This is a genomic window from Streptomyces massasporeus (assembly GCF_014648995.1).
Taxonomy (GTDB): domain Bacteria; phylum Actinomycetota; class Actinomycetes; order Streptomycetales; family Streptomycetaceae; genus Streptomyces; species Streptomyces massasporeus.
Genome location: NZ_BMSE01000016.1, coordinates 199719 through 211057 on the forward strand (window position 1 = coordinate 199719; position 11339 = coordinate 211057).

General features: G+C 70.6%; 10 protein-coding genes. 4 read left to right on the forward strand and 6 right to left on the reverse strand.

The features are described 5' to 3' along the window. Window positions 1–121: 121 nt before the first annotated feature. Window positions 122–1723: an aspartate aminotransferase family protein gene (locus tag IE153_RS29965; RefSeq protein WP_189592899.1), complete on the reverse strand. Its 1602-nt coding sequence runs from the start codon at window positions 1721–1723 to the stop codon at window positions 122–124. A 189-nt stretch (window positions 1724–1912) separates the two neighbouring features. Between IE153_RS29965 and IE153_RS29970 the strand changes: the two genes are divergently transcribed. After that, window positions 1913–2458: a flavin reductase family protein gene (locus tag IE153_RS29970; protein ID WP_185014320.1), complete on the forward strand. Its 546-nt coding sequence runs from the start codon at window positions 1913–1915 to the stop codon at window positions 2456–2458. Window positions 2459–2625: 167 nt separating this feature from the next. Here IE153_RS29970 and IE153_RS29975 read toward each other — a convergent pair whose 3' ends face one another. The 5 genes from IE153_RS29975 to IE153_RS29995 all read right to left on the reverse strand — a co-directional run bounded on the left by IE153_RS29975 (window position 2626) and on the right by IE153_RS29995 (window position 7199). After that, on the reverse strand, window positions 2626–3801 hold the full coding sequence (locus tag IE153_RS29975) for an acyl-CoA dehydrogenase family protein (RefSeq protein WP_189592900.1): 1176 nt from the start codon (window positions 3799–3801) through the stop codon (window positions 2626–2628). Between the two features lie 85 nt (window positions 3802–3886). Continuing rightward, complete coding sequence (locus IE153_RS29980) at window positions 3887–4315, reverse strand: YybH family protein (protein WP_189592901.1); 429 nt, start codon at window positions 4313–4315, stop codon at window positions 3887–3889. Window positions 4316–4362: 47 nt separating this feature from the next. Then, window positions 4363–5787 carry a flavin monoamine oxidase family protein gene (locus IE153_RS29985; protein WP_229829254.1) on the reverse strand — a complete coding sequence of 475 codons (1425 nt, stop codon included), beginning with the start codon at window positions 5785–5787 and terminating at the stop codon, window positions 4363–4365. 108 nt (window positions 5788–5895) lie between these two features. Next, entirely contained in the window at window positions 5896–6276 is a 381-nt protein-coding gene (locus IE153_RS29990) for a YybH family protein (RefSeq protein ID WP_189592903.1), read from the reverse strand. Window positions 6277–6611: 335 nt separating this feature from the next. Further along, entirely contained in the window at window positions 6612–7199 is a 588-nt protein-coding gene (locus IE153_RS29995) for a maleylpyruvate isomerase N-terminal domain-containing protein (protein WP_142158599.1), read from the reverse strand. 246 nt (window positions 7200–7445) lie between these two features. Here IE153_RS29995 and IE153_RS30000 point away from each other — a divergent pair, with 246 nt between their 5' ends. The 3 genes from IE153_RS30000 (at window position 7446) to IE153_RS30010 (ending at window position 11264) form a co-directional block, all read left to right on the forward strand. Continuing rightward, on the forward strand, window positions 7446–8621 hold the full coding sequence (locus IE153_RS30000) for an acyl-CoA dehydrogenase family protein (protein ID WP_031110015.1): 1176 nt from the start codon (window positions 7446–7448) through the stop codon (window positions 8619–8621). An 87-nt stretch (window positions 8622–8708) separates the two neighbouring features. Beyond that, a complete protein-coding gene (locus IE153_RS30005) occupies window positions 8709–9596 on the forward strand; it encodes an NAD(P)-dependent oxidoreductase (protein WP_189592904.1) in 888 nt (295 codons plus the stop codon). A 243-nt stretch (window positions 9597–9839) separates the two neighbouring features. Beyond that, the gene (locus IE153_RS30010) at window positions 9840–11264 is read left to right on the forward strand and encodes a flavin monoamine oxidase family protein (RefSeq protein ID WP_189592905.1); all 1425 of its coding nucleotides are present in this window, start codon (window positions 9840–9842) and stop codon (window positions 11262–11264) included. Window positions 11265–11339: the final 75 nt, after the last annotated feature.

The following is an 11339-nucleotide window of genomic DNA, read 5'->3' on the forward strand; positions in this document are numbered from 1 at the left end:
GTCGACGCGGTCCGCTTCCCGTGGTGCCTCCGGTCGGGTGGGCCGGACCGGTCATGGCCGGCACCCGGCCGGAATGCCCTGGGAGTCCGCCGGTGGGGGGAGGCGGCGGCCCCAGGGTGGATCAGTGGCCCGCGGCGGTGAGTTCGTCGCCGGCCTGCTTGCGCAACAGTGTGCACACGTCGTGCAGTCCGGCGTACAGCTGTCCCAGTTCGGCGTCTGTGACATAAATCGAGGGTTCAAAACGCAACGTGCCGACCGCGCTGGCCGTCGGGAACGTCCGCACCCGGTGCCGGCGCAGCAGATGGCCCGCCAGGAAGTAGCCGAACAGGCCGCTCTGCGCGATCTGCCGCAACTCCGGCGAGGACGCCTCGGACTGATCGTGGAATTCCAGGCCCTGCATCAGCCCGTGTCCGCGTACGTCCGCCACCACGTCGGGGAACTCCGCCCGCAGCGCGTCGAGTGTCGCGTGCAGCGCCGCGCCGCGCTCCTCGGCCTGCCGGTAGGCCGCGCCGCCGTCCCGCTCCAGCAGTTCGAGGACCTTCAGGGCGATGTGGCAGGAGAAGCTGTCCTTGGCGAAGGTCGAGCTGTGCACGATCTCGAAGTCCCGGCGGTAGCGCTTCTCGCGCACCAGCATCACGGACGCCTTCGCGATGCCGCCGCCGAGTGTCTTGGCCAGGGTGTAGTAGTCACCGCGCAGGCCGGTCCGGGAACTGGCGAGCAGGGTGCCGGTGCGGCCCATTCCGCTCTGGATCTCGTCGACGACGACGGGGCAGTCGATCCGGGCGCAGAACTCCTGGATCTCCCGGGCGAACGCGCGGGACAGGACGCGGATTCCGCCTTCTCCCTGGATCGGCTCGACGAGGAAGGCGCAGAAGACGGGGAATTCGTGCTCCGTCACCGTGATCCTGCCGTTCTCCGTGCTCAGGCCGAGCAGGGTCCGGCGTTCACGCGCGTGGACCGCGTTCAGGTCCTCGGGGCTGTCGTGCGGGACGAACCGCGCCTGTGCGGCGAGGGACTTGAAGGGCAGCCGGTAGCCCTCGTTGTGGGTCAGCTGCACAGTGCCGGCGAGCTTGCCGTGGAAGCCGCCCTCCAGGGCGAGGAACAGCGGCGGGGCCGCGGCGACCTCGTCGTTGTGGCGTCTGATCGCCGCCTCCAGCAAGCCGAGGGCATCGTTGTCGTCCGCGGCGAGGGCGACCCCGAGGCGGGCGGCGGCCTCCCCGTGGACGGTGGCGGACCCGTCGTCCACCGCGGCCCGCGCCCGCGCGAGTCCGGCGTCGACGGAGCCGAGCAGTTCGGACACGCGTATGCCCCGGTCCAGTTCGGCGTGCTTCACGGCGGCTTCCACCGCTTCCGCGCCACTGTTCCCGAAGATGGCGTAATAAGGCTCGTCGTCGGAGAGTTCACGCGCGATGATGCGGTTGAGTTCGGCGGCCAGCCGGTTGGCGTACGGGTGGCGCGAGAACTGGGCGTGCACCGGTGTATGTTCGGCGAGCAGTTCACGGGCGTACGCGGTGATCTCGGGGTGGTGATGGCCGAGCAGCACCGAGCCGTAACCGCCGGCGAAGTCCACGACCGGGAACTCGGTGCCGTCGTCGTCCCGTACGTACAGCGTGTTCCCCTCGGCGCGCACGTACTCCACCGCCAGTCCCGCGGTGTCGAGTACCTGGCGGAGATAGGGCTCGGCGAGTTCGCGTTCCGCGGCTGCGGCGGAGGTCTCAGTCATGTCCTCAGGGTCCGATGGACGGGTAAACATCCGGTCACTGAAAGGTCATCGGTGACGGTCGGTCACTGAAGGCCCCCCGGTTACCCGGGCATGAAGGATCCGCGAGACGCCGCGACTACGTTGATTGCGCCGGCTGCCCCTTTTCGTGCGGACGGCACTGACGTGTCCCGTGACCCATCGGAGAGTGGCATGAATTCCGCGTCCGCCGAACTCGAACACGCTGCCGTGCGTTCCGGGCACGAGCCGGTACGCCCGGACCGGCTACGCGGGGTGATGTCCCGCTTCGCCACCGGCGTCACGGTCCTCACCGTGGGCGGGGAGCACCTGCACGCCATGACGGCGAACGCCTTCAGCTCGGTCTCCCTCGACCCCCCGTCGGTGTTGTGCAGCGTGGGCCACAGCGCGGTCATGCACGGCGCGCTCACCGGGGCCGGGCGCTTCGCCGTGAACATACTCGGCGCCCACCAGGAGCCGCTCGCCCGGCACTTCGCCGACAAGAGCCGCACGCTGGGTGCCGCCCAGTTCGAACGCGTCGACTGGCGCGCCGGCGAGCACACGGGGGCGCCGCTGCTCGACGACTCCGTGGCGTGGCTGGAGTGCGAGCTGACCGAGTCGCACGCGTTCGGCGACCACACCATCTTCATCGGCACCGTGCTGGCGGCGGGCGAGGGCGGGAGCGTTGACGAACTGCTCTTCGTCAACGGCCGCTTCGGGAAGCCGGCCACCGGCTCCTGACGGCCACGGCCCGACCGCCGCCGGTCCGGCGGGCGGACACGGCAGGGCGGCACCACCCACCGGTGGTGCCGCCCTGCCGTGTGTCTCGCACTGCGGTGTGTGGTGCACTGCCGTGCGTCATGGCCTGCCGTGTGACATGGCCTCCCGCCGCCGCGGGAGGCCGGCCGTCACAGGAAGTACGTGCCCGGGTCCATGCCGACCAGGACCCGCCCCTGGACCTCCAGGTTGGCGTCCCGCTGGACCAGGGCGTGCAGCGAGAAGCCCTGGATGTCGCGGTGGAACCGCTGCAGGGCGACCTCGCGCCGGATGACCGAGCCGCCGCTCGCCGTGTACAGCAGCTCGACGGCCTCCTTGGCGAGCTGCGCCGCGTACGCCGTCCGGCCGCGGATCACGGCCTTCTGCTCGTCGGTGGGCTGCTCGCCGGCGTCGGCGCTCGCCTGCAGGACCTCCAGCCACAGGTCCGCCAGGCCCTCGGCGGCGTCGATCTTGTTGGCGGCCGTGGCGACCTGGATCTGGGTGAGCGGGTGCAGCTTCTGGTCGGTCCAGTCGGTGTACGTGATCCCCCGGCCGGGCAGGCGCTCGAGGAACAGTTCGTACGCGCCGCGCGCGATACCGGTGAAGGCGGCCGCGACGCCGGACAGGACGTAGCCGAGCAGACCGTAGTTGCGGCCGGTGGCGCCCGTGTTCTCGCGGTCGCCGGTCGCGCTGACCATGGCCTCCTCCAGGGAGACCACGCGATGGGCGGGCACGAACAGGTCCTCGGCGGTGGTGGTGCAGCTGCCGGTGGCGGCTCCCGCGCTGACGTGCCAGTCGTCGGTGACCTCCAGCTCGGAGACCGGGACCAGCGCGACGAGTTCCTCGTGGGCCCCGTCGGGGTGCTCCACCATCGCGGCGAGCAGGTCCCAGCCGGCGCCCCGGACACCGGAGTTGTAGCGCCACGTGCCGTTGAGGCGGTAGCCGCCGTCGACGGGGGTGAGGGTGCCGGTCGGGGCGAAGACGATGGACACCCGGGTGTCGCCGCCTTCGAACACCTCCTTCTGCGCCCGGTCGGGGTAGAGGGAGGCGCACCAGGTGCTGGTGAGCCAGACCATGGTCAGCCAACCGGTGGACGGGCAGCCGCGCGCGACCTCGGCGATGACCTTGAACTGGTCGGCCACGCCGAAGTCGAGCCCGCCGTGGGCGCGGGGCACCGCGGCGCGGAACACCCCGGCCTTCTCCAGCAGTTGGATGTTCTCCTCGGGGATCCAACGCCGTTCCTCCGCCTCCGCGCCGTTCGCGCGCAGCGTGGGGACGGCATCGCGTACGGCGTCCAGTACGGACGCCAGTTCCTTCTGGTCGGTCATTGTCTCTCCGTCTCTCGTCGGGCCATCTGGGGGTTTTCCGGCACGGCGGAGCCCCCCTGGCGCACCAGGGGGGCTCCCTCTCGCGCTAGTCCGCGACGAGGCCGGTCGCGGCCACCGGGCGGTCGATGGCCATCAGCCAGCGGCCGTCGTCGGTCTTGCGGAGCACATCGGTGCAGACGCCTTCCAGCAGGACCGGCTCACCGTCCGGGCCGGTGGTGTCGATGGAGTACTCGACACCGATCAGCGCCACGTCACCGGCCACGTACGAGTGGGTGACGCTCGCCTTGAGGGTCGGCTTCGAGGCCAGGAACTCCTTGAAGAAGGCCAGCCGGTCGGCGCCGGTCAGGGGTTCGCCGGAGAAGTTCGAGACGGAGTCGTCGAGGTAGAGGCGGTTGAACAGCTCGCCGTCGCCCGAGTTGAAGACCTGGATGAAGATCTCGTTCTGGATGTCGGTGTCGGCGGTGAGGTCGGGGCGTTCCGGGTCGAAGGGGACGGTGAAGGACGTGGCTGACATGGGGATGCGGTTCCCTTCCGGGGGGTGGGTGGGTGATGCCTCGGTGGTCATTCCTCGCCCGCTGCCTGCCGGGCGGCACGCAGACCGGACTCGATGGCGCCGTCGATGTAGCCGCTCCAGCCGTTGGCTATGTCGCCGCTGGCGAAGGAGAGCCGCCCGCTGGTGTAGGTGACCTCCGGGTAGAGCGTGGTGAGCTGCTTCGGCTTGCGGAACGCCCAGCCGCCGCGCGCGTAGGGGTCGCGGCCCCAGTCGTGCGCCTTGACGCCGATGATGTCCAGGTTCACGCCGAGCTGCTGCACGGCCTTCTTCACCTGGGCGGTGTTGGTCGGGTCGAGCCCGGGATCGGTACTGAAGGCGATGTAGAGCATGCCTTCGGACGTTTCCTTGAACGGCAGCAGCATGGGGATCTGCGAGCCGCCCTCGGCGCCCTGGCCGTAGACCCGGCTGGCTCCCTTGCGGGCGTGGATCCACAGCTTCACCGCGTTCTTCACGGCGATGCCCTGGGTCGTCGCGGTGGTGAGCGCCGCAGGCAGGGACGGGCTGAACTTGACCGTGCTCAGGGCGTTGACCGGCATCGCGACGACGACCGCGGTGGCGCTGTAGCGGGTGCCGGAGGTGGTGGTGACGTACACCAGGGATCCGGTGTCGTTCACCGAGGCGACCGGCGAGCTGAGCTTGATCGTCGGCTTGGCCTCGTTGACCATCGCCTGGAGCAGCGCCTTGGTGCCCTTGGCGATGCGCCAGCGCATGGTGTCGTTCCAGCCCGCGTTGGTGTGGCCGGCCAGGGCCCACCAGTGGGCGAACATCGTGAAGGCGCCGTCCGTGCTGGCACCGCCGGCGTAGACCGCCGTCTGCCCGTTGACGAGGAGTTCCTCCTCGGGCGTGAGAGCCAGCTGGGTCAGGCGGTCGCGCAGCGTCAGCTTGTCCAGGCTCTGCAGCAGGTCGGCCCGGTGCAGGGGCTGGAAGGGCTTCTCGAAGTACGTCCGCGTGCCGTCGAACATGCGCTCGAAGACGGTGCCCATCCGGCCGAAGCCGTCCTCGGGCGTGAACTGCCGCGGGCCGGCCGGCGTCGGCAGCCACGTGGTCGAGATCGGCTCGTCCTCCTCCAGCGCCAGCTTGTAGCGCGTGAGTTCGGCGCCGAGGTAGGGCTGGGTCGGCTCGACCCAGGTCCCGCCGCGCTCGATCAGCTGACCGCCGTAGGTGTCCGTCCAGGTGCGGCCGCCGATGCGGTCGCGTGCCTCCAGGACGAGCACCCGCTTGCCGCGGGCGCGCAGTTCGCGGGCCGCGGTGATGCCGGCGAAACCCGCGCCGATGACGATGACGTCCCAGTCCGCCGCGGCACCGCGGGTGGCGGCCGAGGCGGCCGGGGCGAACGGAGTCAGGGCGGGTACCGCGACGGCGGCCGCCCCGGCCGCCTTGAGCAGGGTGCGGCGCGTCGGCCGCCGCCCGCCGATGGGTCCGGTGCTGTGCATGGTGCTGTGTGTCCCCCGTGTACTCGGTGCCGGCCCGCCGTGCGGAACCGGCATCTCACTCATGAGCCAAGGTGTTTTCGGTGCTGCGTGCCGTGGCGCTCGTGCCGGTCAGCTCGCCTGGCCGTACGGGTCGTCGATGGCGTAGCGCCACACCCCGTCCTCGCCCCGGGTCAGCACGTCCACCCCGACACCGGCCAGGTGGTCGGTGGTGCCGTCGGCGCCGGTGATGTCGATCGTCCAGTCGACGATCATCAGCGCGGTCTCGCCGGTCACGAACACCTGCCGGGGCTTGGCCGCCATACGCGGCCCGGCCTCGAGGAATTCCCGCTGGTACTTACGGCGCTCGTCACCGCTGAGCGGCTTGCCCGGTTCCCAGACGGCGACAGCGTCGGCGGTGTAGAACTTCTCGACCGTCTCGTAGTCGCCGGCGTTGACGGCCTCGACGTAGCGGGCGGTGTGGTTTTCCAGTTCCGCGACGATCTCGGACATGGCGGAAATCGACCTGCCTTCTTGGCTGGAGAAACGTTTGAGGGGAACGTTCAGGGAAAGGAACGTCCACGCGGCTGCTGCACGGGCAGTGCGGGTGCTCGTGCATTTCCGTGGCCGACACTATTCGGGCGGGTTCAACGTTCCAGCCACGCTGCGGTAATGCCGTGGTCTCCCCGCGGGCGGGGCGCGACATGACAGTGCCGCCGGGCGACTCTGTCCGAGTCGCCCGGCGGCACGTGATCCGGTGAGCGGGGGAAGGGCGGCAGGGGCCTCGGGCCGCGCGCGTCCCGGCATGCGGCGCTCTCGGGCCCGGCACTCCCGGGCCTGGCGCGGCCTCAGGCCTGGCGCACCCGGCCGTCCCAGCGCCAGGCGCCGCGGCGCGGCAGCCCGGGCAGCGCGGCGCGCCCGGTGCACCACAGCAGGGTCTCGGCGGGGGAGTGGCCGGTGGGCGCGTCGGGGAAGAGCCGCTCGACCACGGGCGCCGCCAGGGCGTCCGACGGGGTGTACTCCACGCCTACCGCCTGCGCGATGTCCCGCCCGTGGACGACGAGTTCGAGCACGCCCATCGCGGCGAAGCCGGCCGCGTCGGAGTGTCCGTAGGGGTGCCAGGCGCGGACCTCCGGCGGGGTGTCGCGGACGGTGCCGGCGAGCAGCGTGCCCGCGATCCGGATGCCCTCCAGGGCGGCCGGGACCGGGGCGTGTCCGTCGATCGAGGAGAACAGGGTGATGTAGCGGTCGGTGGGGCGGGCGATGAGCAGACCCGCGTACCCCACGACCCCGAGCGCGATGTGCGAAAGCGTCTCCCGACAGCTCCAGTCCAGATCACCCGCCTTTCCGCGCCAGTCCTGATCGGCTCCCTTTTCGAGTGCCGAGGTCGTGTCCTCGGCCGCCGTCGTCACGAGTTCGGGCCATGAAAGAGTCATGCTGGGATGTTCCCATACGGGCCTTTGCGAGCATCGCCCGCTCATTTCCCGGTCAGTGCCCGGTAATTGTCGGGTAATGGTGCGTCAGATCGTCTCCGGTTTCCGGAGGTACGGCAGTGATGACCAGGCGATGAGTGTGCTCTTACTCATTTCTCCGGGGCCTTCGTTAAGGTTTTGAACTGCCGGGGAGCGTATGGGTTCTCACGCCTCTCGACCGGCAGTAGGAATCACAATCGAGGAGCCGGAATGGCCACGAACGACGACCTGGCAGCCGTACTGGAAGCCGTGGACAGCATCGTCCCGACCCTGCGCGAGAACGGCCGCGCCGCCGAGGACCGCGGCTGGCTGCTCGACGAGAGCATCGAACTCCTGGAGAAGGCCGGGGTGTTCCGCATGGCCGTGCCGCGCCGGTTCGGCGGGCTCGACCTGCCGCTCGCCGACCAGGCCCGGGTCATCACCGAGATCGGCCGCGGCTGCCCCGCCGCCGCCTGGGTGACGATGGTCTGGGTGACGAGCACCTGGACGGCGACGCTCTACCCCGACCGGGCCCAGGAGGAGGTCTTCGCGTCCGGCTCCGTCAAGATCTCCAGCGCGTTCGCGCCGACCGGCGTCGCCGTCCCCACCGAGGGCGGCTACCTCCTCAACGGCACCTGGAAGTTCAACACCGGCTGCAAGGGCGCCGACTGGGACTTCACCGCCGCGATGGTGCGCAACCCCGACGGCACCGAGGGCGAGATCATGGCCCTGGTCCCCATGTCGGACCTCAAGATCGTCGATGACTGGGACGTCTCGGCCGGCGCCGCCACCGGCAGTGCCACCGCGGTCGCCGAGGACGTCTTCGTACCGGCCCACCACGCCGTGTCGTTCGAGGAGGTCATGGTCAGCGCGACCGGCGACCGCTCCAACATGGGTGCCACCGGCCGCAACTACGGCCTGCTCAGCTTCGTCATGGCCGAGTGCGCCGCCGTGTTCATCGGCATCGCCCGCGGCGCCTACGAGCTGTTCCTCGAGCGCCTCCCCGGACGCGGCATCACCTACACCGACTGGACCGACCAGAAGCTGCACCCGCTCACCCAGATCCAGGTCGCCACGGCGGCCAACAAGATCGACGCCGCCGAGGCCCTGTCGGCCCGCTGGCTCACCCTCCTCCAGGAGCGCGCCGACGCCGGCGAGCAGCCCACCGACGAGGAGAAGGCCATCGTGCGCGGCCAGACCGGCTTCGCCGCCCAACTGGCCAAGGAGGCCGTGGAGATCCTCCACAACGCCAGCGGCGGCTCCGTCATCCGGCGCGACGTCCACCTGCAGCGCTTCCACCGCGACATCCAGGGCTTCTCGCTGCACGCGCTCGCCAACGCCGACGTCAACCTCGAACTCCAGGGCCGCGTCCTGGTCGGCCTGGAGCCCGGCACCGTCTTCCTCTGAGTCGACGCCCCGGACCCCCTCTTTCACCGGCGCGCCCCGCGTGCCGGTTCGCTCAGCACACCACTTTCGTACTGGAGGAACTGATTCATGGGTGACAACCACACCTCGGTGTCGGTGCTCGGCCTCGGCCTGATGGGGCAGGCCCTGGCCGCCGCCTTCCTGAAGGCGGGTCACGCCACCACCGTGTGGAACCGGTCGGCGGACAAGGCCGACGGCCTCGTCAAGGACGGCGCCGTCCTCGCCGCGAAGCCCGCCGACGCCGTCGCCGCGAGCGACCTCGTGATCGTCTGCGTGTCGACGTACGACGTGGTGCACGACGTCATCGGCTCGCTCGGCGACGCCCTGCGCGGCAAGACCGTCGTCAACCTGACCACGGGCTCCTCCGAGCAGGCCCGGCAGACCGCCGAGTGGGCGGAGAAGAACGGCGCCAAGTACCTCGACGGCGCCATCATGATCACCCCGCCCGGCATCGGCGCCGAGACCTCCGTCCTCTTCTACGCGGGCGACCAGGCCGTCTTCGACGCGCACGAGCCCGTGCTGAAGCTCCTCGGCGGCGGCACCACCTACCTCGGCACCGACCACGGCAAGCCCGCCCTGTTCGACGTGTCGCTGCTCGGCCTGATGTGGGGCGCCCTCAACAGCTTCCTGCACGGCGTGGCCATCGTGGAGACCGGCGGCGTCAAGGCGCAGGAGTTCCTGCCGTGGGCCCACATGTGGCTCGACGCCATCAAGATGTTCACGGCCGACTACGCCGCGCAGATCGACGCCGGCGACGAGAAGTTCCCGGCCAACGACGCCACCCTGGAGACGCACCTGGGCGCGCTCAAGCACCTCGTCGAGGAGTCCGAGGCGCTCGGCGTCGACACCGAACTGCCCAAGTACTCCGAGGCGCTGATGGAGGGCATCATCGCCCAGGGCCACGCCAAGAACAGCTACGCCAGCGTCGTGAAGGCGTACCGCCGCCCGAACCAGTGAGCATCGGGCCCGGTATTCGCTTCACCCCCTGACGAAGGGGCCGGTTCCGAATCCCCCGTCGGAACCGGCCCCTTCCCCATGCCCGGAACACCGGCGCCCCGGAATCGGACGCGCCCAAATCTTCCTGCGTTTCCAGACCTCGTTTCCAGACCTTGTTTCCGGACCTTGTTTCCGTCCGCCGGTCACGTCGATCCCGTGCGCTTTCCGTCCCGCAATTCCCGCTCTTCGCGAAAGGTGTGTTCCATGACCGAGAACGGCGACAGCACGACCCCCCGCGCCCACGGACGCGTCACCAGAAGAACCGTTCTCAAGGCGGCGGGCGCCTCCGCACTCGCCGCCGGTGCCGTCACCGCGACGGGGTCCTCCGCCGCGGCGGAGGACGGCAAGCCCTACGACGCCATCGTGGTCGGCGCCGGATACGCGGGCGGCACGGTCGCCCGCGAACTGGGCGCCCGCGGCATGAAGGTCCTGGTGCTGGAGGCCCGCGGCCGGATCGGCGGCCGCATCGAACCCGGCACCCTGGCCGGCCAGCACATCGAACTGGGCGGCGGCTGGTTCGGCCCCGGCCAGGACCTCGTGGCCCGCGAACTGAAGCGCTACTCGCTGACCACCACCGAGGACGTCCACGCCACCCGCATGGTCATGCCCGGACCGAACGGCTACGCCAGCCACTCCCCGCAGGAGGCGGGCGCCCGCCTCAACAGCCTCTTCGCGGACTTCTACGCCGGCTCCGAGCAGTACTTCGAGCGGCCCTACGAGCCGCTCCACCGCAAGGACCTGCTGGCGTCCGTGGACCGCCTCTCGCTCGCCGACCGCATCGCCCAGCTCCAGCTGACCGGCGTCGACCACGACTGGGTGAGCGGCGCCACGTCGGTGTTCGCCGGCGGCAACCGCACCGGCTCCCTCACCGGCCTGGCCCAGTGGTACCAGCTCGCCGGCGGCACCTACGACAAGTTCCTCTCGGTGATGAGCGAGCTGCCCCAGGGCGGCATGATCTCCATCCTGGAGCGGATGCTGCGCGAGTCCGGCGCGACCGTCAGCCTCAACTCGCCGGTCACGGCGATCCGCGAGCGCGGCGGCCTCACCCACGTCGAGGTGCGCGGCGGCCGGGTCCACCAGGCCCCGGTGGTCGTGCTCGCCACGCCCGTCAACATGTGGTCCACGCTCACCTTCGAGCCGGGCCTGCCCAAGGTGTACGCCGACGCAGCCCGCGAGGGTCTCGGCGTCCCGCACGCCACCAAGCTGTGGCTGCGCGTGCGGGGCACCTCCGAGGCGGTGTCCGCCCAGGCCCCGGAGGGCGCCCCGATCCTGCTGCTGATCCCGCAGAAGCAGCTGCCCGACGGACGCATCTTCGTCGCCTTCACCGGTCCGGCCCTCGACGTGTCCGACCCGCAGGCGGTACGCGCCGCCGTCCGCGGACTGCTGCCGGAGGCCAGGGTGGTCGAGTACCGGGCGAAGGAGTGGCACAAGGACCCGTACGCGCGCGGCGGCTGGGGCCTGCGCCGACCGGGACAGCTCCTGCGTCAGCTGCCGGACATCCAGCAGCCGTTCGGCCGCATCGTCTTCGCGGGCGGTGACATAGCGAGCGGCTGGAACGGGGCCTTCGTCGAAGGCGCCCTGGAGTCCGGCTTCCGAGCCGCGGAACAGGCCGCGACCCTCGCGGGCTGACCGACGGCAGCGCCATGACCGGGCGGTGGAAAACGGGGAGTGCGGTCCCCGACCACCGCCCGGTCATGGCGCCTT

Bases quoted from the DNA above. Each gene is read 5' to 3' on its own strand.
- IE153_RS29990 (WP_189592903.1), bottom strand. From the start codon at position 6,276: ATGTCCGAGATCGTCGCGGAACTGGAAAACCACACCGCCCGCTACGTC.
- IE153_RS29965 (WP_189592899.1), bottom strand. From the start codon at position 1,723: ATGACTGAGACCTCCGCCGCAGCCGCGGAACGCGAACTCGCCGAGCCC.
- IE153_RS30000 (WP_031110015.1), top strand. From the start codon at position 7,446: ATGGCCACGAACGACGACCTGGCAGCCGTACTGGAAGCCGTGGACAGC.
- IE153_RS30010 (WP_189592905.1), top strand. From the start codon at position 9,840: ATGACCGAGAACGGCGACAGCACGACCCCCCGCGCCCACGGACGCGTC.
- IE153_RS29975 (WP_189592900.1), bottom strand. From the start codon at position 3,801: ATGACCGACCAGAAGGAACTGGCGTCCGTACTGGACGCCGTACGCGAT.
- IE153_RS29985 (WP_229829254.1), bottom strand. From the start codon at position 5,787: ATGCACAGCACCGGACCCATCGGCGGGCGGCGGCCGACGCGCCGCACC.
- IE153_RS29970 (WP_185014320.1), top strand. From the start codon at position 1,913: ATGAATTCCGCGTCCGCCGAACTCGAACACGCTGCCGTGCGTTCCGGG.
- IE153_RS29980 (WP_189592901.1), bottom strand. From the start codon at position 4,315: ATGTCAGCCACGTCCTTCACCGTCCCCTTCGACCCGGAACGCCCCGAC.
- IE153_RS29995 (WP_142158599.1), bottom strand. From the start codon at position 7,199: ATGACTCTTTCATGGCCCGAACTCGTGACGACGGCGGCCGAGGACACG.
- IE153_RS30005 (WP_189592904.1), top strand. From the start codon at position 8,709: ATGGGTGACAACCACACCTCGGTGTCGGTGCTCGGCCTCGGCCTGATG.